The organism is Rossellomorea orangium, assembly GCF_019334305.1.
GTDB lineage: Bacteria > Bacillota > Bacilli > Bacillales > Bacillaceae_B > Rossellomorea.
In genome coordinates, this window is the sequence record NZ_JAHWGH010000014.1 from 534,024 (window position 1) to 558,825 (window position 24,802).

Below are 24,802 nucleotides of genomic sequence, written 5' to 3' on the forward strand. Positions count from 1 at the left end.
TTTCATGTCAGAAATTATTCATAAAAGGGAAGTTGGATAGGCTATTCGAGCTTATTTTGCCATGATTTCCTCTTCGTACTTCATGTCTTTCGACGACCTATGATCCATTTTAATCAGCTGATCATAACGAATATCCCCGTCGTTCACTGCATAGTCAACCCTTGCCGTCGCCACTATACTTCCGGCTTTCCACCTTACGTCGAGGGTCGTGGTTATATACTCATTTCTCTTGTCCTTGCATTTGTAATAAATATAGGTATACTCTCCATCTTGAAAAACCTGAAAACCTGTCTGGTCCGTAATTTCTTTCCGTATTTTACCCGGAGCCTCTTTCAGTGAAATGTCTTCATACTCTGCTTTAAAACCTATACTCATATAGTAGAAGAAACCCAGTCCCAAGAAAAAGGTTAAGAGAATGAACCTTTTTTTCATCTACCTTTCCAACTTTCCACCCGTCATCTTCTTTAAAAACGGTCCTGCCTCTTCCGCAAGTAAAACCGTCCTTTCTGCCTCCCCATTCTTGATTCGAAAGATTTCCACTGACTTGTCCTTATGAAGGAGAACATCATACTTTTCCCCTCCCCATGTAAAGGTATAGTCCGTCACAATGTAAAGGCCGGTTGAATGCCACTTAAGTGATTCGACTATTTCCGTGAACTCCCTTAACCTTTTCTGGCCGTTCATTTCATAGACGACTTGTGCCGCACCCTCCCCATTCTTTTTAACAATGATTTCTTCGATCGGTCTGGACTGGGTCCATGCGAAAAAGCTCAAGCTGATGGTAACGATCATCACCCCCATTTTTTTGATCATGTCCGTTCCTCCCATAATTCTAATTAACATTCTTCAAGTTCTTTCAAGAAGAATTTCAACCGCTCTTGTATCTGCTCCTTCGTACCGTATCGGATCAGTATTCTCTTACTTATTACTATTTCATTTTTTTAAATTGATTCATATACGATTCACTATCAATTTCGCTTCAGTTACTGCCCAATCATAGTGTTCGTGGAAAAGAAGCCGCTTCACATCTTCAACATCAACCCACTCCGTCACATGATCACATTGCTCCTGCACCTTTGCTTTAAGCTCGACCAGATAGAAATAGGCATCACTAAGGAGAGGCTCCCCTTTCCTTGAATGAAAATAGTTCATCGCATTTCCAATATAAGAGTCTATCGACACAAGATAACCTGTTTCCTCTATTAATTCTCTTCTCAGACAATCCACCTGGTTTTCAGATTCCTCAATCCCACCACCTGGTAGAAAATAGTGACCGGACTCATTTCGAACCGTCATGACTTTATCGTTTTCATGATGAAAGATAACGGCATAGACACCTTTTCTTCTTTGATAGTCCAAACCTTGAATTCTGTCTCCGAATATTACTTTCATCTATCCACCTTCAATTTCAAGACTCTCATATAAGGTTTCATGACAAAGATAAGATTGATAAACGCAACGACAAGTGCGATATAGCCACTTACATTCTCCAGTACGGCAAACTCATCTGTATAATAAACGGCTGAGCGATGAAAGTAATCGTTTATGTAAAAATGAAAGGCCGTAATCGTAGCATATAGAGTAAATGTGATGAGATGAAACGCATGAGCTTTCGTCACGATCGTTCCTATCAGGATGAGCACTCCAGCTACGGCAAATGATTCCTGCGTAACCATCGCTTCCTCAGGAGTAAAGCTTACCGGGATATCCGACGTGATGAGAAAGCGAAATAAGGATGCACATACCCATAAACCCGTCCCTAGCGCTAACAGGATAAAACTAATGATATTCCTAGTCAACGTTGATTTCCTCCTCTTCTGTATTCAAACTTAAGAAATTCAAGACCAGCACATAAAAGGGATATGACACCAGCGCTCCGATCATGACTAAACCCGATGCGGGATTCGGTGCGTCTCCTCCATAATTCGTCGGAAAGGAGGTGGAGATCACGTAAGAAAATAAGACGAAGTATGGTAGCCAAAGAACCGCCGTCCAATAAGCCGTATTCCGTCCCTCCATCCACTTCTTCGTGAGAAAATAAAGGAAGACGGTTCCCATGATCACAACCATGCCAGACATGAACCCACTGACATTCTCGACAAAATCCATATCCCAGCCCGACAGTCTCGTCAACCTGTATATATTCACCATCAGCTCCACAGGCACGAGAATCATCAAGGCATATATGATGCTGACCACATTTATTTTCAAAAAATAATTCATATCAACCCACCTTACTTTCACTACCAATTATTCCAAATTCACACAATTTTCTCAACCTAAAAAAGGAATGACCGCAATGGATCATTCCTTCCCTTGATTAGTATAACCCTTGTTCGACATGATACTGATCAAGCATTTGCATATGTTGATCACGGACATTCCCTACTGTGTAACTTGAACTGTCTCTGTTCTCCCATTTGACCTCATTGCCTTCTTTATCGAGAGGGATCCAGCCAAAGGTGGAATGAATCCCAGGGTTGAAGTTTTCCCAAATCGAGTTGCCTGGAGGTTCACTTCCATCCGATAAGGTCAATGCCTGACCCCAATCGTCGGGTATCTTCATGGCCCCATAGGACTTACCCTTTATGGATGCTTCAACCTTCATCTGGATACCGGGTACATAATGCTCCTCAGGGCCGCTGCTTGAATAACCTCTCTCCCTGATGTAATAATACTGCAGGGTTTCTATGTCTCTGTCAGGATTCATATTCCATGTAATATGGAAACTCGACGGATCACCCGGATCCAGCATCCATATCCGGGGTTCGCCATCGGTCCGGACATGGATGACCTTCCAGCCGGTCAAATGCCTCTCCCAATAGCTGACACCATACTCGCCCCCAGCAGTAAGGAAAGGCGCAACCCCGTGACCGGCATCAAGTTTCAGCAGATCCTGAATCTCAACGGCTTCTGCATCGGAAAGGCCGGCATTGATCTGGGCCAGAATTTCTTCATCTTTAGGTAGGGAATCTGCTTTCTCTATATACACCCAATACAATGCAAGTAGCCCCACAATCAGGATACCCTGCGCCAGGTAACGGAAACGTCTCCCCTTCATCATTCCTCCTCCTCAAGCACCGTTTCAGGAAAGCGGTAATAGTACTGCGTCTTTCGAGTCGAGATGAGGAGTCCCTTCCCGTCCTGCTCCATATAAATGTCCGGATTCAGCCCGCTTCCCCATTTCCCTGTGGTCCCCACCAGCTGATACGGAAAACGTTCAGGATTGGAAGATCGTCCTCCGACTTCCTCATACCATAGCCAACTTTCCACTTCAGCCTGTTTCACATTCGAAAGCTGCTTCTCGAGCTTCTCTTGATCCAAGGTCCGTCCCTCACCTGATGGATGAATGATGTTGATGGATGTTTCTTCAGCTCCTGTTATGTAGGTGGATAGGTCGTTTTCCGGATAGATGAGGGAATGGAGCGGGATGGTGAGCAGGGTTCCTGCCAGGAAGATGAAATTGGCGAGGAATCCGATCCAGGCAAACCGGCGATAAGTATCCCAGCGGCCTTCCTTGCTTCTAAGGACTCCGTACAGGATCCAGACGCCTAATGGTAGAATCGGTATTTTTATCAGTGTATGGAAAAATTCCATGTTAATGGTGAAAGCAAATAAGCCAACCAATAAGGCGAATAGTATTTTCCATACCCTAGGTTTTGTGTCCAGCCTTTTGTACCCTCTATAGGCCAAATATCCGATCACGCTCCACTGAATGATGGACATCATGAAGGATACGATATTAAATGAAACATCGATGTTGATGATAAGAGCCCCCTCCTTTTTCACTATTTTACCATCTATACCCATATGTGGGTCATAAAAAAAAAGAATGACCATCCAACGATGATCATTCCCATTACTCATTTATACGTTTTATACGTTTTTCACAGCTTCTTCTATTCCTTTACTTCCTGAAATGAGATCGAACCCTTTATTGAATGTGTTCTCTTCCGTCAAGGAAGCGACGATGGTTCTCGCCACATCTTCACGTGGGATGGATCCCCGTTCCAGATTTTCTGCGGCTGATACTTTGCCTGTACCTTCTTCGTTCAGCAGTCCACCCGGTCGGATGATTGTATAGGTAAGTCCGCTGTCTTCCAGCGCACGGTCCGCGAAGTGCTTCGCCACATAATATGGCTTCAAGGAATCGTTCCAATTCTCACGGTGATGAGCCTGAAGGGCACTTACGATCACGAAGCGTTCAATTCCGGCCTGCTTAGCGGCCTCCATTGTTTTCACCGCTCCGTCAAGATCGATGAGAAGCGTCTTGTCTGAGCCTGTGCTTCCGCCGGACCCTGCAGAGAAGACGACGGCATCGGCACCCTTCAATCCGTTTGTGATTTGATCCACCGTTCCTTCCAGATCAACAAGGGCAGCCTCCACGCCTTCCTTTTCGAAAGACTTTACCTGCTCTTCTTTTCTCACGATGGCTCTCGGTGTATGACCCTCTTCCATCAAGAATCCGACCACTTGCTTCCCAATCTGTCCATTTGCTCCAACCACTGCTACGTTCATGCTCTCATCTCCTTATTCCGATAGTTTTGGTATGAATTTATCATCACATGAATGATTGGGTGATGACAAATCATCTGTTTGGTGTGTGCTCATATAATGTATCCGGAATGGGGGGTTTTAAAACGTAGCGGATGGGCTAAAAGGTTCTCTTTAAGGGTATGTAATATCAAAGGAGGAGGTCGCATGGTAACAGCTTACTTACTGATCATCATGATCGCTTACTCGCTTTGCCTTCATTGCCGATGCTGGAATAGGCGATATTCACTGTGGTATTGACCGTTTTCGTATTAGCGATGAGGTATCTGATGACAGGAAAGAGTCTGCTCATTTCCACATCTGTTGCATTCCTTCTTGCCCTGCCCACTGTCTATACTCTAAATAAGCTCATCTCAATTGAGATCCCTTACTTTTTTGTGTATTTCATGGGCATAGTGAACTTTATCAATGCAATTTTCGTGAAAGGGACTCAATAGCTTTTTAGATTAAGGGATTTGCAGGCTTTGTAATGCTCGAGTGAAGCGACGATTGCGTCGTTTTATGAATAATTGCGTCATTTCTGGCATAATTGCGTCGTTTTGTAATTAATTGCGTCATTTTCACCGTAATTGCGTCATTTATTTGTTATCTGCGTATTTAACCAATAAATTCCAATTACCCACTAAAAAAAGACCACCAAGGTCCGTCCCTCAATGGTCTTCATATTAAATAATCTTATACAATTTCTCCACGCTCGTCACCACATAATCAGCATGGGGATTTTCAACCAACTCGTCCGCAAAGTAGCATGAACTGATTCCGGCGTTCTTCCCTGCTTGCAGATCAAGATCCCGGTCGCCAATCATGATCGCCTCGGACTGGTCGATGCCGTGGGTACGGATCAAGTGATGAATGGCATCCGGACTCGGCTTACGCTCAAACCCGTGTTCGGAGGTGATGAAATCAGAAAAGTAGCCAATCATCCCGAAATCCTCCAACATTCTCATGGAAGACTCCCCCCTATGAGTGTAAAGATAATTCCTTCTGCCGGTTTCATAAATATACTTACAAAGCTCCATCATCCCTTCAAAGGGTATGGACAAATCAAACTCCACTTCTTTTCTGCGGGAATCGTAGGCTGCGATAAACTCGTTCCCTATCCCATACTTCTCTCCATAATGATTAATCGCATATGTCATCGATACCTTCATATGTTTCATGATTTCCTCTAAAGGTTCATCAATTCCATCCTTCTCGAGCGTTTCCTTAAAGGCACCGGCCATGACGGGATATGTATCGAAAAGAGTCCCGTCGAAATCCCAGATGATATGTTTGTACATGTCCTTTCTCCCTTCTTATGTAAACTATCCTAATTTTACCACAAGAAATATCCTCTTCGTCCATAGGAGAATATAACTTTCACCAAAATAGGAAAATTATGCTAAACTATTCCCAAACCCTTTCAAGGAGGACCACATGATCCGTTCCCAGCATTCCTTTTTCTACATAAGTTCGGCCACCCTGTTTTTCGCAGGGATCATCCTTCTATCTTATAGAGCATACGAATGGGGACTGCTGCCGTTACTGGGCCTTTTCTCCCTCTATCTCTCTACCAAAAAGGACAGGTCCGTCGCTTCCCTCTTCCTGTTCTTCTTGCTCGGTTTGCTGGTATTTCAATTCGCAACCGGTTGGATGGAAGAATGGGATATTTCAAAAGAAATATACATACTGTTGAACAGAGCTGCACTTGTAATCATACTGATGGCAGTAATAATCTCACATTCAGTATCAAAAGACACGATTCATACCTACACAAGCTTACCCGATTGGAAAAAGCGCATCTCCATGCCGTCACATTCCATCTCATTGCCCTTATTTTTATTCATCGGGCTGGCTGGTTCTTGCTCCATCTTCATCCCCCTCCTCTGGTTTGGGGAAATCAGCGAAGGGAGGTCATTATTTCTATTCGCTGTAGGTTTTACCCTCCTCAACGCTACAGTTGAGGAGTTCATCTGGAGAGGAGTCATGCTGTCCTCGTTGACGAGAAACACATCAATCGTTTATGCCGTCATTGTGACAAGTATCGGGTTCGGCCTCTTGCATCTATCTATCGGGATCCCGCTTGCCCTCAGTCTCTTATTCTCTTTCGGTGGACTTTTTTACAGCTTCGTAGTATTGAAGACGGACAGCATTTACCCAGCCATCGTCTTTCATATGGTAATGAATATGGGGATGGTGCTGAATGGATGGATAAACTAGATTATCACTCTTTGAATAGAAAGGATTTGGATGATTGAGAAGCTATTTTAAGGCTTTCCTATGTTTGTTCCTCACTTTTTTCATGACAGGCTGCATTGGAGAAGACTATGACTTCACCCCACCAACTGTAACGCTTATGAATACTGACAGCGTCGACTCCGTTGAATTAACCGAAACCAATATCGATTGGCGGGGTGAAAACAGCAAACCATTGGAGAAGGAAACGAAAGAGGTAGTGGACTTCGCCCGGGAACAAAAGAAGCTCACGTTTCCACCCGGTCAGCAGGTAGATCTTCTTTTTGACAGCGAAGACTTTGCCGTTGAGGAACTACGTGCATTCTTATGGCTGGGTAACGAAAAGCTACAGTTGGATATGGGTGAGAACCGTTCCTTCACATTCCCCAAAGGAAAAGGGTCTTACGTATTGGAGATCGACCTTCAAACGGATCGGGGAAATGCTCAGTATGTCGGGAATATTGTTATCGAGTAATCAGGGAGGTGAAGATATGGAAATTACATTGATCATTTTAGGTGCACTCGTCGGGCTATCACTTTTTTATATGATCATAGAAAGAGCTGTGCGGGACGGCATCAATAGCTCAGTCATCGGACGCTACTTGGAAGAGAAGCATGAAATTAAAGAACGGCAGGGTGATGAGGATTTATTCGACGATACGTACAAGGGGGAATGATGATAGTTGGGGATGATGGTTGAATAAACGCCGGGAGTCTCTGCCTCCTGTAACATCCCTCCCCTCCTTTTGGACTGATTAACTGTGAAAAAAAGCGGCTACTTCATCCTGCTTGTGCCCCTCCTCCTTCTAGGCTGTGAAGAGAATGAATTGGTTTATGACAACATATCCGACAACAAAATCCTTCATGGAAAGGTCCTTGAAAAACGAAATCAGGTAACTGGACATTAACATCTTCCCCACAATAAAAAAAGCATCATCGACCCAACCGTCAATGACACTTCGTCATGTCACAACTTCCCATCCACCTCAGACGTATCCACATCCTCGCCGAACCAGTCACTCAACTTCGCCTTGGCCTTCGCTTTCACTTCATCATCGATATACATAGACACTTGCAATAAAGCGAGTCCCAGGGCTCCAAGATCATCTGTAAACCCTACCCCGACTGCCATGTCCGGAATGAAATCCGTTGGAAGGATGAAATATCCGAGGGCCCCGATGATGACCATCTTCGACTTCTTTGGAACATCCGGCTTTTGCAGGACGAAATAAAGAAGCAGTGCCGTATACACGACGGAATGACCTGCCTTCACCCCATACCTCTTCAACTTATCCCAAAACTTTTCTTCTGAAAAATGTTTTTCCGTATTGTCCATTTCATTTCCACCTCCGTGAGACTAGACCTTCTCTTGTTCTTTTCATTGTAGAAGGTTTGGGGAAAATAAACAAATGTTTGGACAGGTGGATTTGCGTTATACTTCATCTAAGTAAACTACAAGTAGGAGTGATCATTGTGCTAAATGCCATCATCTTATTCATCCTTGCCGGTATCGCCGAAATCGGGGGAGGGTATCTCATCTGGCTATGGCTTCGCGAAGGAAAACCATCCTATTGGGGACTCGCCGGCGGAATCGCCTTAGCTCTTTATGGGGTCATTGCCACCTTCCAGTTCTTTCCTTCCTTCGGCCGTGTCTACGCTGCTTACGGCGGGGTGTTCATCGTCCTGTCCGTTCTCTGGGGGTGGGGAATCGATAAAAAAACACCGGATGTATATGACTGGGTCGGTGCGGGGATTTGTCTGGTCGGGGTTGGTGTGATGCTGCTGGGACCAAGACAATAGACAAAACAGAACATTCGTTCTAAAATGGATGTAAATGGAATTTAGGGAGCTGGTTACATTGAGACCTGTACTAAATAAGGAGACCCCGGTTGAAACGTTCAAAGAGTACTACTGGTTAAAGGAAGAACTGCAAACCTTCTGTCGTCACCATGGCATCAGTGCTACCGGATCAAAAATAGAGATATCAGAAAGAATTAGCACTTTCCTTTCGAAAGGTGAGATCATGAAACCCGTCAGGAAATCAAGAAGGCAGGCTGTCCTTCAAGAACCTTTAAGTCTGGATACCGTCATTACCGACCCACATCGTTGTAGCCAGGAAGTCAGGGCATTCTTCAAATCCGTCATTCCCACATTTCATTTCTCCACCCACATCCAGAACTACTTCAAACAGAATGCAGGAAGAACCTATCGAGATGCCGTGGAAGAATGGCACAAAGAAGAAGAGCGGAAGAAAGCTCCTGCATACAAGAAGGAAATCGGACCGCAATTCGAATACAATCAATTCACCCGTGATTTCTTTGCTGATCCGAACAACAATGGTAAGACCAGGGAAGATGCGATAGATGCGTGGAATGAGATTAAGAAGCTTCCGGGGAGCAATCGATATGTTGCTTGTAAAACAAGAGAATAAGCCCCTGGTATCCTCTGAACATATATCCATTATTTAAGAATATGAGGGAATTAACATGATACAACTTCAACAAAATTCAAGTACACTTGTTATAGTCATCCACGAAATCTACGGAATCAACCAACACATACAAGACTTCTGCGAATTCATCTCAAAACAAGGAATGGACGTCATCTGTCCGGATTTATTAGAAACAGGATCTGCTTTTGATTATTCTCAGGAAGAGGCTGCTTATCATCATTTCATCGGGAACATAGGCTTTGAAGAGCCGTCAGAAACAATAAAGAGCATTCTCTCGACCTATCGACCGCAATACAAACGGATTGTCATCATAGGGTTCAGTGTGGGAGCAACGATTGCCTGGTTATGCAGTGATGATGAAAGGGTTGATGGTGTCATCGGCTACTACGGTTCACGGATACGAAACTTTTTAGAGGTCACACCACTGTGTCCAACCATGTTGTTCTTCCCTGAAGAAGAATCTTCTTTCCAGGTGGACGAAGTGATTGCAATGCTAGAGCGAAAGCCCATCGACATTCAGAAATATAGTGGTAAACATGGATTCAGTGATCCCTATTCATCTTCCTTTCATCGTGAATCTGCAAACGAAACGAGGGCTAGAATCATTGGCTTCTTAGAAGAAATTTGAATCGATATCTGTTTCTGCGACCACTGAAACCACCCTACGCACGCCCGCTACACGCACGTTGGTGTTGTTTTCCTTCTATTCTTTCTTTAAAGATCTACTATCTGTTTTCACGGTAGTTCCAGGGATGATTCACGTCGTTTGGGCAATAGGGAAATGGAGGGTTGCCATTTAGGTGAAAACCCCTGTCTCACGTCATTCAGTTCATAGCATTTCTCTCGCCTCCATCCCATTCACCCTCACTTTTTATATACAGGTTTGAATCAAAAATGGATACGGTTGGGATGAATTTTTTCATAATGATAAGGAATTCTTATACCTTTCCATAATTTAAATATCATTAACTTATTAGTTCAAATTCGTTAGCATTGAAACTATCAATACTGTTTTTAAACAAGGGGGATTCACATGGAGAGACCATTGCACTTTAGAGAAGCGACACAACAAGACGTAGACCGTATCGTCGAAATGCTCGCCGATGACGTACTTGGAAAACAGCGCGAGCGCTACGAACAGCCTCTTCCTCAAAGCTATTTAGAAGCATTCAAAGCCATCGATACCGATCCCAATAACGAATTGGTCGTCGCTTGTGACGGAGAAAAGGTAGTGGGCGTGCAGCAAATCACGTTCACCCCATACCTCACCCATCAAGGTGGCTGGAGAGCAACGATTGAAGGGGTCAGGACTTCTGCTTCTGTAAGAGGGGAAGGCGTGGGTACGAAGATGATCCAGTGGGCGATCGCCCGGTCTGAAGAGCGCGGGTGCCACCTCATTCAATTGACGACGGATAAGCAAAGGCCGGATGCGTTGAGGTTTTATGAGAGATTGGGGTTTAAGGCTACCCATGAAGGATTGAAGCTTAAGCTGTAAGGCATGATAAAACGCTTGGGGAACCAAGCGTTTTTGGTGTTACTTTACTTCTACCGAAAATGCATAACTTCCGTCCCCCTGCTTCCAATGGGCCACGATATGATAAACATAGACCCCTTTCTGTTCGGGAGCTGTTATCATACGATTCTTCCATTCTACCCTTTTAGCCTGTTCCTCCCCCATCCACCTCTCTGCGTCAACCGATTTTGGTTTTTTATCGAACGTCACGTTGATCTTCTGTCCTGGAGAAACGACCGTTGGCTTATACTCCCCTGCCATGGCTACGATACTGCCATATTCCTTATCCACACACCCACCGGAAAAGAGCCCATCCCAGCAATAGGAACCGTCAGTCGTCGGAATGGCAACTTCCCCTACTGTGACTTTGACTTTTGGTGGCGATGTTTGAAATGGTTTGATCATAAACACAATGATCGCGATCACGGCAATGATATTAACCATTGCCAATAACTTTCTCACAGCCATCCCCCCTTTTTTTACTTTAGACGTGACTTATCCTTTGCTCCTCTCCCTCTTCACAAGTACCGCCATGGGAAAATACGTCACGAAAAACACGACAATTGCCGCGATTTCCAGATTAATATAATATATGACCCCCTCTCCGAAAAAGGACAAGATTGTTTTCGATTCCGTGGGATTTGCGAGATAGAAGAAATTCGTATCGAGAAGGATATTCAGGAAGAAAATCGGAAGGGCGAGTAGATTGACCATGAGAAAACCGGTCCATACTGCTCTTCTTGGCACACGGTATCCCTCATACACGATGAAATAAAGGACGGACCACGCGATGGCTGCATGATGAAGGAAATATTTCAGAAAACGGAAATGGGGAAATTGGTACGCCATTTCAGGTGTCACCATACTTAAGATTGGCGGGAGAAGACCGATAAAAAAGAGCAAATAATAGGCTTTCTGATTGGGTCTGAGGAATAGATAAATTGCAATGAACGTGCTGACAGAACAGAGCTGAAGGGGCAGATCCCCTACTTCCCACGTTCCGGTGGCCACGAGCCAGAAATGCCACGACACTTCACTCATCACGAGCATCGAAAAAAGAGTCCACTTCAGCATGGACTGATACCCCTTCAGGAAATGCCTGAAATACACCAGCCAAAACGATATCGCCACAAACATCAAAAGCACTGAGACATGGGGAACAGAAAACAACTCGAACGTCTGCATCTCTGTCACGGAAAACATCATGCCACCCCTATTCCTTTTGAAAAGTGGTTATCATGGATAGTTTATTCGGCAAAGGGGTTGATTAAGTCTGCATTCAAATAAAAAAGCCCCAAAAGGGACTTTCTTATAACGTAAACGGCGGAATATACCGGCCATCCACATCCGTAAAATCGTATTCTTTCGCAAGATCTCCTGCTCTCAAAGCCTGCCCAGTCTTCTCCATCACCCCTGGATCCATTGCCAGTGCCGTAATGGCACGTCCAACATAATATGGGGTTTCGGATTTCTTTAAGTCTTCTGATTCCTGCCAGTTTTCCTCGTTCACACCCATATGTTCAAGCACCAGCTCTGTCCTCATGAATCCCGGGGATACAGCCATGACGGCGATTCCGTCCTCTTTCAGTTCTTTTGAAAGACCGTACGCCATGCGGACGAGGGCGTTTTTCGCAAGGTCATAATAGAACTGTCCCGTGTACTTGCCTTCATCCCAGAACGTCGTATGAATGATGAGCGTACCATCCCCTTCCCGCAGGAGAGGGATGGCAAAATGATTCGTCGCGAGCTGTGCCCTCACGCCTGCCGTAAACATCGTGTCCCAATTTTCAAGAGACTGTTCCCAGAATTCCCCTGGATTCACACCGATATCATGAGCGCCCCATACGTTATTGATGAGTATATCGAGTCTGCCTTGTTCCTCCCGAATTTGCTCAATGACCGCTTTCGTTTCAGCATCAATCGTATGATCACACTGTACCGCGATTCCTATTCCACCTGCCTCTTGGATTTGAGCTGCTGTATCATCGATTGTCCCTGGAAAGTTTTGCGTAGAGTTCCCTTTTGTACTGCGCCCGGTCACATACACCGTGGCTCCTTCTCTTCCAAGTTCAATGGCGATCCCACGCCCCGCTCCCCTGCTTCCTCCTGTTACAAGCGCTACTTTTCCTGCCAGTGATTTCATCCAACCATTCCTTTCATCCACTAAGATAACCCCATTATACGATTCCATTCTTGACATCCATTGTCATATTTCATTAAATAAAAGAAAAACCAAGAAAAAGGTGAGGAACATGAGAGGCGACCGTTTGATATCCATAGTACTACTCCTACAAACACATGGCCGGATGACGGCGAAGGAACTTTCAGAGAAGCTGGAGGTTTCCGAGCGGACCATCCACCGGGACATGGATGCCTTGAGCGGGACCGGGATTCCCGTGGTGGCAGAGAGGGGACAAAAGGGTGGCTGGTCGCTTCTTGAGGACTACCGGACGGACCTGACAGGGTTGAAGGAATCGGAAATCCGCGCCCTATTCGTTTCTCCTTCCAATCATCTTCTGGAGGATCTCGGTCTGACGCGTATAACCGAAGAAGCAAGGAACAAACTGATGGCCTCCCTCCCGCCCTCTTACCGTGAGAACGGGAAGGATGTCTGGAACCGGATCCATATCGACACAAGCTCATGGCGAAAGCAGAAAAACAAGACGGCCTCTCTCGAAACCATCAAAGAGGCGGTCTTTCAGGAGATCAAATTAAGAATCACCTACGAACGGGCTGACGGAGAAAGGGATGAACGCATTGTGGAACCACTCGGCCTCGTAGCCAAAGGTGACCTCTGGTACCTCATCGCTGCCAAGGAAAACGGGGATATCCGGAATTACAGAGTGTCCCGGATTCATCACACAGAAACCTTGGACGAGACGTTCCAAAGACCCTTGGGCTTTGACCTGACCGAGTATTGGTCGTCCTCCACCCAATCCTTCATCAAAAGACTGCCTTCTTATGAAGTGAAAGTGGAGGTGTCACCACATCTTTTATCCAGGCTCACATTCTCCGGAAGGTTTGCCCGGGTCCTCGCAGTTGGGGAACGAAGAGGTGACGAGTGGATACCCGTGACGCTCTCCTTTGATACGGAAGAAGAGGCAAAAGCGTATCTCCTAGGGTTCGCCGATGGGGTAAAGGTGATAGAGCCCGCTGACCTCAAGCAGAAGATCGTTAAAATGGCTGAGGCTACGGCTTCATTTTATCGCCGAATGGAATAATTCTCCCTTCTCTTTGATATGTTTTAAAAAACGTTATCAAGGAGAGTCTCCCATGAAAAACATCATTTTATTTGCGGATCCCGGCATTGATGATTCCATCGCCATCATGTATGCCCTTTTGAATCCAAACATTAAGGTTCTCGGTATCGTCTCCAGCTACGGAAATGTTGAGAAGAAGCAGGCAACCGATAACATCGCTTATCTGCTCAAGCTTGCTGATAGGACGGATATCCCGATCATCGGCGGATCCAACAGCCCTTCATCCGGGAAAATCCCGACCTATTATCCTGAAATCCACGGACAGGAAGGCTTGGGACCGATCAGGCCTCCGGAAAACTTCTCCGGGGAACTCACCAACTTTTCCAAACTCTACACCATCATTGAAGAGAATCAGGACGTCACAATCGTAGATGTCGGAAGGAATACGTCACTCGCTTCCCTTTACCTGTTAGGCGAAGACATAACAAAAAAAGTAAAGGAATTTTATATTATGGGAGGGGCGTTTTTCGTACCTGGAAATGTGACTCCTTCAGCGGAAGCCAACTTCTACGGAGATCCGATCGCATCAGAACTCGTGGTCAAGAATTTCGACAATCTGTATATCGCCCCTCTAAACGTTACGAATAAGGCAATTGTCACCCTTGAACACATTAAAACCATCCAGGAGATGAACGGCAATCCCGTCATCGAGATCCTTGATGACGTCATGACTTACTATATCGACGCCTATAAAAAGCTGATCCCCGGTATAGGCGGCGCCCCCCTTCACGATGTCGTCACCCTCTCCCTGATGGTGAACCCCGATATGGGGAAAACCATCCGTAGGGACGTCGAAGTACTGACTTCAGGACTTGGGCAGGGTACATCCATCGCCGATTTCAGGGTCAGCTCGAAACCGGCTGAAAAGAACATTAACATCTATCTGGAGATGGATTATCAAATGTTTGTTGAGGATTTCATCAACGTGATGACAGGAAAAAAGGGATGAGGCGGCCGTGCCTCATCCCTTTTTATATACTTGATTTATAAATCAGGAGTTGAATAAAGACAAATAACATGAAGACAGATACAGCAAACAACATGTAGCTTTTATACGACTTTCGATTCTTCTGGTACTCTTCTAGTCCCATGATCACCATAAGAGTCCCCATCCCCGCCATCGTATAAGGAAGCACATCATTATTGTCCGAAACAAGACCATAGACGGCTACTGCCAGCACAATGATGCTGATCGTTTTTCTCATTTTTTCTAACATGGTTGATTCCCCATTTCTGTTTCTTCCACATCCTTATTTTACCACATGATTATGTCCCTCTTAGCATAAAAAAGTGCCTGACCACATACAGGTCAGACACACTTTTCTCTACTTCGCATCCTTATCCGGCTGATGAATCCCGAACACATTGCCTTCTGTGTCTATGTAATAGCCTTGCCAAGCCATTCCAGGCAGGGCATACTTCGGCATGGCGACCTTGCCGCCGTGTTCAAGGATGAGCTTTTCTGTTTCATCATAGTTCCCGACACCCATCGTACACGAATACCCGTTCATCGGCTGATTCGGCTGAGGTGGAGGACTTTGACGCTGCATCAATGCACCGTTGATCCCCATTTCATTTTCATCCCCGGTCACGGCCCCCACGTAAGGCATTCCGGCGTACTCACTCCAGTCCTCGAACTTCCAGCCGAATACTTCCCCGTAAAACGTCTTTGCACGTTCCATGTCATCCACATGTACTTCAAAATGAACCATTCTCCCCATTGTTCATACCTCCCATTATATTGTCATTCACACTATCATTTCGGGATCCCGGGGAGAATCCCTTCTTTTTTCTTATATAAATCAGGGCTGACTAGGATTTCTCCACCAACAGATCCTTCAGCTGCTCACGCAATGCCCTTTTCAGGAATTTCCCCACCGATGTTTTCGGGATTTCCTCCATAAAGATGATTTCATCAGGAATCCACCACTTCGCGAATTGCGGGGCAATGAAATTCAGCAGTTCTTGTTTGTCGACTTTATCTTTATAAGGTGCCTTCAACACGACACAGGCAACCGGTCGTTCCTGCCACTGGGCGTGAGGAACGGCCACGATACTCGCTTCGAACACGGCATCATGTGCCATTAAGGCATTCTCAAGATCAACGGATGAAATCCATTCCCCGCCGCTCTTGATCAGGTCCTTCGTCCGGTCAACCAGCTTGATGACGCCCTCTTCATCAACGGTCGCAACGTCACCTGTATAAAGCCATCCATCCCTGAACGCATCCTGGGAACGCTCGTCCTTATAATACTCATCGGCAATCCACGGGCCGCGGAGCAGAAGCTCTCCCATTTCCTCGCCGTCCCATTTTACTTCTCCGTTAATGCCTATCACCTTCATCTCAAGTCCTGGCACAATGAGCCCCTGCTTGGAACGAATATCGAGGATTTCCTCTTGATCAAGGTCCGTCTGGTAGCTCTTTAGCCTTGAAACAACGGCAAGGGGAGCGGTTTCTGTCATCCCATACGCATGAAGGAATGGAATGTTGTACTTCGTTTCAAATGCTTTGATCATGCCCCTCGGAGCTGCTGACCCTCCACAGACGATGGATCGCAGGGAAGAAGTATCATATTCACCCTTTTCCAGTTCATTCAGAAGCCCAAGCCAAATCGTCGGGACTCCGGCAGTAAAGGTAACTTTTTCCTTTTCAATCAGTTCAGCCAAGAGCTTCGGGGTAAACAGGGGACCAGGCAACACTTGCGTCGAGCCGAACCATGTGGCAGCGAAAGGCAGTCCCCATGCATTCGCATGAAACATCGGCACGACCGGCAATACGACATCCCTTTCTGATAAGGCGGCCGTATCCGCCAGACCGAAAGCATAGCTGTGCAGGACAAGCCCTCTGTGGGAATAGACGACACCCTTTGGTTGACCGGTGGTGGCAGAAGTATAGCACATTCCGGCAGGTTCATTTTCGTCGATATCCTTCACGAACTCGAAATTAGGACTTGCTTCACGCAGCAGCTCCTCATAAGAGTAGACGGGCTCGAGTGTCGTTTCCGGAAGTTCATCCTTATCGGTCATGACAATATAAGCTTCTACTGTTTTGAACTGGTCCTTGCTTTTTTCAATGAGGGGCAGTAAATCCTCATCGACCAATAACACCTTGTCTTCCGCATGATTGACAATGTAAGTAATATGTTCAGGAGACAAGCGGATATTGATGGTGTGGATCACCGCTCCCATTCCCGGTGCTGCGAAGTAGGCCTCCAGATGGCGATGATGATTCCACGCGAATGTCCCGACTCTGTCCCCTTTCCCTACACCCAGTTTCTGAAGTGCGCTCGACAGTCTTCGTGTGCGCTCACCGATTTCTTTATACGTAAAACGATGGATTCCTGTTAGTGTCCTTGAAACGACCTGCTTCTTTGGAAAGAATTTTTCGGCTCTCTCCAAGAGCGAACCTACTGTTAATGGAACATTCATCATACAACCATTTCCCCTTCCGCTTCTCTTCATCTATTATTCAACCGTTTCGTGAAGCCAGTCCCTTAACACCTCTTTCGTCTGCTCCCCTTTTTCCGGAGGCGGTGTGACGGCCCCTCGATGATCACTGTACATATTCACATGCCCTTCACCTGTGATAAAATCCTTTTCTTTAAAAGCAGGATACTCGGCAAGCTCTCCTGCCTCGAGAACCGGGGTAAGACAGCAGTCCACTGCCTGCCCGAATTCTGACCATGCCTCCCGTGTTTTACTCTTGAACAAATCGACGAGCTCTCGGTAAACGGGATTTCCCGAACCCGGCTTCGAATAATGGGCAGACACCCAGTCTTCCCTGCCAAGGGCCTTACAGAAATTCAGCCAGAATTTCGGCTCAAGGGCAGCGAGTGTGAGGTATCCATGATCTTTCGTTTCGTATAAACCGTATGAAATCACGGTGCCGTTTAAAACCTGAACTCCATTGGGGTATCCTGTTTCTTTTTCAATCAGGACATGATTCGTCATCAGGGAAGCCATGCTCTCTGCAAGGGAAACGCAGTGATAGCTTCCTTTCCCTGATATCCCTCTCGCGACAAGTCCGCCAAGGATCCGTTCGCTTGCCGCCAATCCTCCGATATAGTCGGCAAAGGTATGACTCGGATGAACCGGTCTTCCACTCATATCCTTCATTTGGGCAAGGGCGCCGCTTACACTCATATAATTCAAATCATGACTTCCGAGCTGAGACATCTTCCCCTTGTTCCCGTAGCCGGTAATGGAGCAGTAGATAAGAGCCGGATGGATGTCGCTGACCGCTTCATACCCGAGTCCGAGCTTTTCCATGACGCCGGGACGGAAGCTTTCTACGAGTACATCGGCCTGCCGGATCAGGTCAAGGGCAACCCCTTTCCCTTCCTCCTGTTTCAGATCCAGGACGATGCTTTTTTTACCCCGGTTATGTGCTTTGAACACTAAGCCGTTTCCATTTTGTCTCGCAGGATCTCCTTCCGGGGATTCTACCTTTATCACTTCTGCTCCGAGCTCCGCAAGCCTTAAGGTTGTGAAGGGTCCGGGTATATAGTTGGTAAAGTCGATGACTCTAATACCTTTTAGCATAACGGAATCCTCACACCTCCTCGTTTGGATCTGTTCATGAGAGACGCTCGATGATGGTGGCATTCGCCATTCCATGACCTTCGCACATTGTCTGTAAGCCGTATCGGCCACCCGTTCGTTCAAGCTCACTCATCATGGTCAGCATCAGGCGAGCCCCGCTTGCGCCTAGCGGGTGACCGAGAGCGATCGCTCCTCCATTCGGGTTCAGTTTCCCGGGATCCGCACCTGTTTCCTTGAGCCAGGCCATCGGGACGGACGCAAAGGCTTCATTGACCTCGAACACATCGATATCCTCGAGTGCCAGACCTGATTTCTTCAATGCTTTTTCCGTTGCCGGAATCGGCCCTGTCAGCATCAAAGTGGGGTCGGATCCGACGACCACACGGGTATGGACTTTGAAGCGAGGCTTTAATCCGAGCTCCTCTGCCTTTTCACGACTCATCAATAGAAGGACTGCTGCCCCGTCACTGATCTGGCTCGCGTTCCCTGCATGGATGACGCCATCTTCCTTAAAGACCGTTTTCAAACCGGCCAGAACGTCCGGAGTCGTCCCTTCCCTCGGACCCGAATCATCCGTGATCAAGATGGTTTCGCCGTTTTCATCCGTGACCTGTAGCGGCATGATTTCCTTTTTAAAATGACCTTCAGCCTGAGCCTTCAACGCACGACGATGGCTTTCCGCCGAGAATTCATCCAGCTCCCTGCGGGTAAATCCATATTTTTCGGCAATCCGTTCTGCCGATAAGCCCTGGTGGATGACTTCGTAACGACTTTTCAGTTTTGGACTGAACGGCTCGGCATTTCCATAATTGGACCCCATCGGAACTCTGGACATATTCTCCACACCGCCTGCAATGACAACATCCATATCTCCTGCCAAAATCGCCTGGGCGGCGAAATGAACGGCCTGCTGGCTTGATCCGCACTGGCGGTCAATCGTCGTTCCCGGTACCTCAATGGGAAAACCTGCAATCAGGGCAGCGACACGGGCAATATCCCCCGCCTGTTCCCCGGACTGAGACACGCAGCCAAGAATGACATCCTCCACGAGCCCTGGATCGATCCCGGCTCGCTTCACGACCTCTTCAAGGACCCCTGCCGCAAGATCATCGGGACGGATATCCTTCAATAACCCCATCCTTCTTCCGACAGGTGTTCTCACACCTTCTACAATGACTACTTCACGCATATACCTCTCCCTTTCTACAATTCAAATATCTATAAACCTAAATTCTTCGCAATGATCGTCTTCATGATTTCATTCGTGCCTGCGTAAATACTCGCGACGGGAATATCGCGGAACCTTCTCGCAATCTCGTATTCTTCCATATATCCGTATCCCCCATGGAGCTGCATGCATTCGGCGGAGATTTTCTTGGCGATATCGGTTAGTTTCCACTTGGCCATGGACACCTTGGTCACGATATCCTCGCCGGCGATATGTTCGGCGATCAACTGATCAAGGAACGATCTGCCCATTTCGATTTCTGTCGCCATTTCCGCAATTTTAAACTGGGTATTCTGGAATTTGCTCACCGGCTTTCCGAACGCTTCCCTGCTTTTCACATATTCGATGGTCTGTTCGAGCATCACTTCCGATGCCGTCTGGGCGGCAATCGCCACCAGCAGACGTTCCTGCTGCAGTTTATCCATCAAATACACGAAGCCTTTCCCCTCTTCCCCGAGCAGGTTTTCTTTCGGGACGCGACAGTCTTCAAAGATGAGTTCCGCCGTATCCTGAGAGTGCAGACCCACCTTATTCAGCTTCCTTCCCCGTGAGAAACCGGGTGCATCCCGTTCGATCACAAGAAGGCTGACCCCTTTATGTTTCGGGCTCGCCTTAGGGTCCGTTTTACAGGCAACCACGATGAGATCTGAATGGATTCCATTGGTAATGAACGTCTTCGCACCGTTGACGACATAGTGATCACCGTCAAGGACCGCTGTCGTCTTGATATTCGCCAGATCCGACCCGGTTCCGGGCTCCGTCATGGCAATTGCCGTAATGATTTCCCCCGTCGCACATTTAGGAAGCCAGCGTTTCTTCTGCTCTTCCGTTCCATAGGCTGTGATATAGGGCACTACAATATCATTATGGAGTCCGATTCCGACGAGGCCTGAGCCGACTCTTTCAATCTCTTCATTGATGATGACCGAGAATCCCCAGTCCACTTCACTGCCGCCATATTGTTCCTCAATATCCGGACAGAGATAGCCCTGTTCCCCCATCTTCGTCCAGAAGGAACGGGGAATCATCCGATTCTCCTCCCACTGATCATAGTGAGGATACGCTTCTTTTTCTAAGAACTTTCGTAATGACCGTCTGAACATGTCATGATCATCTGATAAGTAAAGATGTTTCATGTTTCCCTCTCCTCTATGAAACTCTATTATTGTTTGACTCCAGCAAGGGACTGTCGGAGTTGATATTTTAATATTTTTCCTGACGCATTCCGTGGCAGGGCCTCTTCCACGAAGATCCTCCTTGGAATCTTGTAGCCTGCGAGCTTCTGACGGCAGAAATCTTTCAGTTCCTGCTCATCGACTTCTGCCCCCTCTTTCGGTACGATGACGGCACAGACGGCTTCTCCCCATGTTTCATCAGGAAGTCCGATGATGGCGGCTTCAAGGACTGAAGGATGCTCATACAGGACTTCCTCGACTTCGATGGAATACACATTTTCACCGCCAGAGATGATCATATCCTTTTTCCGGTCCACTAGGGTGATGTAGCCTTCCTCATCGATGGTGGCGAGATCCCCCGTATACAGCCAGCCGTCCTTCAGCGTCTTTGCCGTTTCCTCAGGCTTTTTATAATATTCCTTCATGATCGACTCACCTTTGATGATGAACTCTCCGACCACACCTGGCGAAATGTCCTTTCCTTCTTCATTGACCACTCTTGCTTCGGTCAAGAAGGCGGCTTTCCCACCCTTACCGAAATGGTTTTTATGCCCCTCGGGATCTAACAGGATTCCGCCGGGTCCCGCTTCCGTCAGCCCGCATAGATTATAAAATTGGTCGGTTTTGAACAATCCGATGCTCTTTCTTACAAGCTCAGGGGCCATTGGTGCCGCACCATATCCACATCGTTTAATCGAAGATAGATCGTAATCGTCGGCATTTGGCACCTGAAGCATAAAGGTATACATGGCAGGCACGCCGAAGAAGTGGGTGATCCCATGCTCCTGTATCGCTTCAAGGGTCTTCACTGGATGGAACTCCCGGTGAATGACATGGGTCGCCCCAAGGACAATTCCGGATAGGAGGAACAGGTTGAGTTGGGCGGAATGGAATAATGGAGCCACATGAAGGAAGTTCTCTTTCTCGTTGATTCCCATGCTGATCATCATCGTAAGCCCCACATTGAAGACCCGCTTATGATCGAATAAGGCTCCTTTTGGTCTACCCGTTGTGCCGGACGTATATAAAATTTCCAGATCATCCTCATCACCGACCTGAACGGGCGGTTCCTCTGTATTCTCTGAAAGCACCCGTTGGAATGAATGGTGCCCCACTGTTCCCGGGGTCCCTGTCGTGATGACATGGAGGACTTGGGTTTCTTCCCTGGCAGACGTGACGGTTTCCTCGAATTCTTCGTCACAGAAGACAAGAGCCGCTTCGGACTGGTCGAGAATATAATGAACCTCCGATGACGTCAGGCGGAAATTGACAGGAACGAGGACCGCCCCGACCTTGGCACCTGCTAAGAAAGCAAGCACGAACTGATCGGAATTTTTCATCATCAATGCCATCTTGTCACCTTTTCGGATTCCAAGATGGAGAAGACCATGTGCCAGTTTATTCACTTCTTCATTCAACTGCTTATACGTATAGGTTCTCCCTTCACATACAACCGCCAGCTTCTCCGGCTTCTTCCTCGCATTTTGCGCTACATAAGAACCAATATCCATTCTCCATTTCCCCCTAGTGATATGTTTGAAAACGCATTCATTTTTATTTATGCAATAATTGTGCCAACTTTCAGAAAACAGCGATCATAAGGGGTATCCGGATTCTTTAGCAATCAAGGTGTCCAGAAATTGGACACCTTGATTTGGACAGTTCTGTGCAAGATTGCTCTATACGGTCAGCTCATACTTCTTCAGTTTTTCATATAATCCGGAACGGCTGATCCCGAGAAGCCTCGCTGCCTGTGCTTTATTGCCACTCGCCTGACTCAGTGCCTTTTTAATCGCGCCGAGTTCCGCATCTTCTGCCAGGCTGACCGTATTCGTAACCGACACCTTTGAGACCAGATAATCCGGAAGGTCCTCCTCCTGAATATTCCCATGCTCGGCAAACGTCATTCCCCGTTCCAGTACGTTCCGAAGCTCCCTTACATTTCCCGGCCAGTCGTATTGAAGAAGTGCTGTTTTCGCTTTTGCGGATATGCCGGTGATGCTCGTTCCAAGCATGGAATTGAGTTCGATCATCAATTTTTCGGTGAGATGTTCTACATCATGGACACGCTCGCGAAGCGGTGGAATATTCAAGGAAATGACGTTCAGCCTGTAATAGAGATCCTCCCGAAATTCCCCTGCCTTCACCATTTCCTCCAGATTCCGATTGGTTGCCGCAATGATGCGCACATCGACCTTGATCCGTTCATTACCCCCGACCCGGTAAAATTCACGCTCCTGCAGAACCCGTAACAGCTTTGCCTGAAGCGAAATCGACATATCGCCGATTTCATCGAGAAACAGCGTCCCCCCATTGGCAAGGTCGAATTTCCCGACTTTCCCCCGCTGCTTCGCTCCTGTAAACGCCCCTTCTTCATATCCGAAGAACTCCGACTCCAGTAAATCCTCCGGGATCGCTGCACAATTCACGATGACAAATTTGCCGTCGCTCCGGGCGCTGCTGTTATGGATGGCGTGGGCGAATAATTCCTTCCCGGTCCCGCTTTCTCCCCTCACCAGCACAGTAGACCTGCCCTTCGCTGCTTTGGCGGCACTTTTCTTTAATTTATCCATATAAGGATATTCACTGAGGATATGATCCCAGGTGAATCTGGCGGCTTCGGATTTTTGCAGCTGGCCCTGATAAAAGCTTGCCTTGTTTTCAGCCTTTTGCAGCCTCTTGAACAGCTCGCTCACCTCATTCAGCTGCCGGAACATCACCTTCCCGATGGCGCCGATGACCCTGCCATCCTTCATGATCGGAATTCTGTGCACAATATATTTAATGCCTTGCCTTTCGTAAACATCACTGAATTCTGCTGTTTCCGTCTTAAAGACCTTCCGAAGCTTCAACTGTGGGAGCACACTATCCGCCTCGCGATGCAGCACCTCTGTTTTTTCGAGATTGAAAAGCTCAAGCAGCGGCGGACTGACCATCGTGATCACATTTCGTTCATCGGTCATCAAGATGCCATCATACGCATGCTCCAACGTCGTCTCGATCGTCAGTTTCAACTTTTTGACGGTCTGCAGCTCCTCGGCCATCTTTTCAATTTCAGAAACATCCTGGAACAGAACGATTTTCCCTTCCTTATGGTTCACGGTTTCATAGGAGGAAATATGCAGGATGCACTGATAGGTTTCATCATGATGATGTCCAAGGTCTTCTATAGCCAGACTTGGAACTATTTCGCGGAGATGACGTGCATGAATGGAATCGATGGAGCGACCTGTGATCTTCGAAAATGATTCATTGGCATAAATGATCTCCAGTTTATCATCCATCATCAAAACCCCTACACTTGAGTGCATCATGATCGTTTCCAGCTGATCCTTTAACGTATTGGCTGATTTCAGTAAAGCCATCACCATTTCCGTTTTGGTCAGTAACCCCATCACTTTGCCCTCCTCATCAAGGACAATCCCCGTTCCCGCCTTGCTCGTTTTCACCATCTCCTCGATTTCGTGATACGGTGTATCCACCCGGATGGTTCGTGTTTCCTTCTTTATGTATGCCTTGATCGGCGTCTCAAGCGGCATCTGGTCAAGCATCATCTGGTACAAACCGCTGCGTGTGAACACTCCCTGGAGGTTACGGTCACCGTCTGTAACCGGCAGGAGGTTCCACTTCTTTTCCTTAATGACCTCAATCGCTTCTTTTAATGTGGTTTCTTCCGTCATCACACAATCGATCGGCGTGACCATATCCCGGAACTGAATCATTCCAATCCCCCTTTTTCCGAAAATTCAATCTGTTATCACCATTATAAAGCTTTATGCATCAAAGGTCACTTCCCCCATTTTCGATTGGTGCCACTAATCATTTCAACTGTCCAACCAGGAGAACCTCACAAAAAAAAGACCA

General features: G+C 47.0%; 31 protein-coding genes. 10 read left to right on the forward strand and 21 right to left on the reverse strand.

Going from position 1 to position 24,802, the window contains the following annotated elements; all coding sequences use genetic code 11:
* Nucleotides 1–51 precede the first annotated feature (51 nt).
* The 8 genes from KYJ26_RS12425 to KYJ26_RS12460 all read right to left on the reverse strand — a co-directional run bounded on the left by KYJ26_RS12425 (nucleotide 52) and on the right by KYJ26_RS12460 (nucleotide 4,518).
* Complete coding sequence (locus KYJ26_RS12425; RefSeq protein WP_219167580.1) at nucleotides 52–432, reverse strand: hypothetical protein; 381 nt, start codon at nucleotides 430–432, stop codon at nucleotides 52–54.
* Nucleotides 433–813 carry a hypothetical protein gene (locus KYJ26_RS12430; RefSeq protein ID WP_219167581.1) on the reverse strand — a complete coding sequence of 127 codons (381 nt, stop codon included), beginning with the start codon at nucleotides 811–813 and terminating at the stop codon, nucleotides 433–435.
* Nucleotides 814–951: 138 nt separating this feature from the next.
* On the reverse strand, nucleotides 952–1,392 hold the full coding sequence (locus tag KYJ26_RS12435) for an NUDIX domain-containing protein (RefSeq protein ID WP_219167582.1): 441 nt from the start codon (nucleotides 1,390–1,392) through the stop codon (nucleotides 952–954).
* Nucleotides 1,389–1,799 carry a hypothetical protein gene (locus KYJ26_RS12440; protein ID WP_219167583.1) on the reverse strand — a complete coding sequence of 137 codons (411 nt, stop codon included), beginning with the start codon at nucleotides 1,797–1,799 and terminating at the stop codon, nucleotides 1,389–1,391. The genes KYJ26_RS12435 and KYJ26_RS12440 overlap by 4 nt, the downstream gene beginning before the upstream one ends.
* Entirely contained in the window at nucleotides 1,792–2,223 is a 432-nt protein-coding gene (locus KYJ26_RS12445) for a hypothetical protein (RefSeq protein ID WP_219167584.1), read from the reverse strand. Before KYJ26_RS12445 ends, KYJ26_RS12440 begins: the two co-directional genes overlap by 8 nt.
* 97 nt (nucleotides 2,224–2,320) lie before the next feature.
* A complete protein-coding gene (locus tag KYJ26_RS12450; protein WP_219167585.1) occupies nucleotides 2,321–3,064 on the reverse strand; it encodes a hypothetical protein in 744 nt (247 codons plus the stop codon).
* Nucleotides 3,061–3,789: an exosortase/archaeosortase family protein gene (locus KYJ26_RS12455; protein ID WP_219167586.1), complete on the reverse strand. Its 729-nt coding sequence runs from the start codon at nucleotides 3,787–3,789 to the stop codon at nucleotides 3,061–3,063. Before KYJ26_RS12455 ends, KYJ26_RS12450 begins: the two co-directional genes overlap by 4 nt.
* Before the next feature lie 87 nt (nucleotides 3,790–3,876).
* Entirely contained in the window at nucleotides 3,877–4,518 is a 642-nt protein-coding gene (locus KYJ26_RS12460; protein ID WP_219167587.1) for an SDR family oxidoreductase, read from the reverse strand.
* Nucleotides 4,519–4,823: 305 nt separating this feature from the next.
* Here KYJ26_RS12460 and KYJ26_RS12465 point away from each other — a divergent pair, with 305 nt between their 5' ends.
* Nucleotides 4,824–4,991, forward strand: a complete 168-nt coding sequence (locus KYJ26_RS12465; RefSeq protein ID WP_219167588.1) for a hypothetical protein — start codon at nucleotides 4,824–4,826, stop codon at nucleotides 4,989–4,991.
* 228 nt (nucleotides 4,992–5,219) lie between these two features.
* Here KYJ26_RS12465 and KYJ26_RS12470 read toward each other — a convergent pair whose 3' ends face one another.
* Nucleotides 5,220–5,834 carry an HAD-IA family hydrolase gene (locus KYJ26_RS12470; protein WP_219167589.1) on the reverse strand — a complete coding sequence of 205 codons (615 nt, stop codon included), beginning with the start codon at nucleotides 5,832–5,834 and terminating at the stop codon, nucleotides 5,220–5,222.
* Between the two features lie 136 nt (nucleotides 5,835–5,970).
* On the opposite strand from KYJ26_RS12470, the gene KYJ26_RS12475 reads away from it, so the two are divergent.
* The 3 genes from KYJ26_RS12475 to KYJ26_RS12485 are packed head-to-tail and all read left to right on the forward strand — an operon-like array spanning nucleotide 5,971 to nucleotide 7,445.
* Nucleotides 5,971–6,753, forward strand: coding sequence for a CPBP family intramembrane glutamic endopeptidase (locus KYJ26_RS12475; RefSeq protein ID WP_219167590.1), 783 nt, complete (start codon nucleotides 5,971–5,973; stop codon nucleotides 6,751–6,753).
* Between the two features lie 34 nt (nucleotides 6,754–6,787).
* The gene (locus tag KYJ26_RS12480; RefSeq protein ID WP_257474984.1) at nucleotides 6,788–7,243 is read left to right on the forward strand and encodes a hypothetical protein; all 456 of its coding nucleotides are present in this window, start codon (nucleotides 6,788–6,790) and stop codon (nucleotides 7,241–7,243) included.
* Between the two features lie 16 nt (nucleotides 7,244–7,259).
* Complete coding sequence (locus KYJ26_RS12485) at nucleotides 7,260–7,445, forward strand: hypothetical protein (RefSeq protein WP_219167591.1); 186 nt, start codon at nucleotides 7,260–7,262, stop codon at nucleotides 7,443–7,445.
* A gap of 290 nt (nucleotides 7,446–7,735) precedes the next feature.
* Here KYJ26_RS12485 and KYJ26_RS12490 read toward each other — a convergent pair whose 3' ends face one another.
* Complete coding sequence (locus tag KYJ26_RS12490; protein ID WP_219167592.1) at nucleotides 7,736–8,104, reverse strand: YkvA family protein; 369 nt, start codon at nucleotides 8,102–8,104, stop codon at nucleotides 7,736–7,738.
* 137 nt (nucleotides 8,105–8,241) lie between these two features.
* Between KYJ26_RS12490 and KYJ26_RS12495 the strand changes: the two genes are divergently transcribed.
* From KYJ26_RS12495 to KYJ26_RS12510, 4 genes are all read left to right on the forward strand, one after another.
* Complete coding sequence (locus KYJ26_RS12495; protein ID WP_219167593.1) at nucleotides 8,242–8,568, forward strand: YnfA family protein; 327 nt, start codon at nucleotides 8,242–8,244, stop codon at nucleotides 8,566–8,568.
* Between the two features lie 58 nt (nucleotides 8,569–8,626).
* Nucleotides 8,627–9,199, forward strand: coding sequence for a DUF6434 domain-containing protein (locus tag KYJ26_RS12500; RefSeq protein WP_219167594.1), 573 nt, complete (start codon nucleotides 8,627–8,629; stop codon nucleotides 9,197–9,199).
* A gap of 55 nt (nucleotides 9,200–9,254) precedes the next feature.
* Nucleotides 9,255–9,848 carry a dienelactone hydrolase family protein gene (locus KYJ26_RS12505; protein ID WP_219167595.1) on the forward strand — a complete coding sequence of 198 codons (594 nt, stop codon included), beginning with the start codon at nucleotides 9,255–9,257 and terminating at the stop codon, nucleotides 9,846–9,848.
* Between the two features lie 405 nt (nucleotides 9,849–10,253).
* Nucleotides 10,254–10,715 carry a GNAT family N-acetyltransferase gene (locus tag KYJ26_RS12510; protein ID WP_219167596.1) on the forward strand — a complete coding sequence of 154 codons (462 nt, stop codon included), beginning with the start codon at nucleotides 10,254–10,256 and terminating at the stop codon, nucleotides 10,713–10,715.
* A gap of 39 nt (nucleotides 10,716–10,754) precedes the next feature.
* On the opposite strand, the gene KYJ26_RS12515 is transcribed toward KYJ26_RS12510, so the two are convergent.
* From KYJ26_RS12515 to KYJ26_RS12525, 3 genes are all read right to left on the reverse strand, one after another.
* Nucleotides 10,755–11,195, reverse strand: coding sequence for a hypothetical protein (locus tag KYJ26_RS12515; RefSeq protein WP_219167597.1), 441 nt, complete (start codon nucleotides 11,193–11,195; stop codon nucleotides 10,755–10,757).
* Between the two features lie 33 nt (nucleotides 11,196–11,228).
* A complete protein-coding gene (locus tag KYJ26_RS12520; protein WP_257474986.1) occupies nucleotides 11,229–11,939 on the reverse strand; it encodes a YwaF family protein in 711 nt (236 codons plus the stop codon).
* A gap of 103 nt (nucleotides 11,940–12,042) precedes the next feature.
* Nucleotides 12,043–12,876 (reverse strand): SDR family NAD(P)-dependent oxidoreductase, encoded by an 834-nt coding sequence (locus KYJ26_RS12525; protein ID WP_219167869.1) that lies wholly within the window; start codon nucleotides 12,874–12,876, stop codon nucleotides 12,043–12,045.
* A gap of 109 nt (nucleotides 12,877–12,985) precedes the next feature.
* Here KYJ26_RS12525 and KYJ26_RS12530 point away from each other — a divergent pair, with 109 nt between their 5' ends.
* Both KYJ26_RS12530 and KYJ26_RS12535 read left to right on the forward strand, forming a co-directional pair.
* Complete coding sequence (locus KYJ26_RS12530) at nucleotides 12,986–13,954, forward strand: helix-turn-helix transcriptional regulator (RefSeq protein WP_219167598.1); 969 nt, start codon at nucleotides 12,986–12,988, stop codon at nucleotides 13,952–13,954.
* A 52-nt stretch (nucleotides 13,955–14,006) separates the two neighbouring features.
* A complete protein-coding gene (locus KYJ26_RS12535; protein WP_219167599.1) occupies nucleotides 14,007–14,942 on the forward strand; it encodes a nucleoside hydrolase in 936 nt (311 codons plus the stop codon).
* Nucleotides 14,943–14,964: 22 nt separating this feature from the next.
* On the opposite strand, the gene KYJ26_RS12540 is transcribed toward KYJ26_RS12535, so the two are convergent.
* From KYJ26_RS12540 to KYJ26_RS12575, 8 genes are all read right to left on the reverse strand, one after another.
* On the reverse strand, nucleotides 14,965–15,210 hold the full coding sequence (locus KYJ26_RS12540) for a DUF3953 domain-containing protein (RefSeq protein ID WP_219167600.1): 246 nt from the start codon (nucleotides 15,208–15,210) through the stop codon (nucleotides 14,965–14,967).
* Nucleotides 15,211–15,318: 108 nt separating this feature from the next.
* Nucleotides 15,319–15,714, reverse strand: coding sequence for a VOC family protein (locus tag KYJ26_RS12545; RefSeq protein WP_060673648.1), 396 nt, complete (start codon nucleotides 15,712–15,714; stop codon nucleotides 15,319–15,321).
* 91 nt (nucleotides 15,715–15,805) lie between these two features.
* The gene (locus tag KYJ26_RS12550; protein ID WP_219167601.1) at nucleotides 15,806–17,425 is read right to left on the reverse strand and encodes a long-chain fatty acid--CoA ligase; all 1,620 of its coding nucleotides are present in this window, start codon (nucleotides 17,423–17,425) and stop codon (nucleotides 15,806–15,808) included.
* A 33-nt stretch (nucleotides 17,426–17,458) separates the two neighbouring features.
* Nucleotides 17,459–18,535, reverse strand: coding sequence for a CaiB/BaiF CoA transferase family protein (locus KYJ26_RS12555; protein WP_219167602.1), 1,077 nt, complete (start codon nucleotides 18,533–18,535; stop codon nucleotides 17,459–17,461).
* A gap of 34 nt (nucleotides 18,536–18,569) precedes the next feature.
* Nucleotides 18,570–19,724: a thiolase family protein gene (locus KYJ26_RS12560; protein WP_219167603.1), complete on the reverse strand. Its 1,155-nt coding sequence runs from the start codon at nucleotides 19,722–19,724 to the stop codon at nucleotides 18,570–18,572.
* A 29-nt stretch (nucleotides 19,725–19,753) separates the two neighbouring features.
* Complete coding sequence (locus KYJ26_RS12565; protein ID WP_219167604.1) at nucleotides 19,754–20,899, reverse strand: acyl-CoA dehydrogenase family protein; 1,146 nt, start codon at nucleotides 20,897–20,899, stop codon at nucleotides 19,754–19,756.
* Between the two features lie 26 nt (nucleotides 20,900–20,925).
* Entirely contained in the window at nucleotides 20,926–22,449 is a 1,524-nt protein-coding gene (locus KYJ26_RS12570) for a class I adenylate-forming enzyme family protein (protein ID WP_219167605.1), read from the reverse strand.
* Between the two features lie 168 nt (nucleotides 22,450–22,617).
* Complete coding sequence (locus KYJ26_RS12575) at nucleotides 22,618–24,660, reverse strand: sigma 54-interacting transcriptional regulator (protein WP_219167606.1); 2,043 nt, start codon at nucleotides 24,658–24,660, stop codon at nucleotides 22,618–22,620.
* Nucleotides 24,661–24,802: the final 142 nt, after the last annotated feature.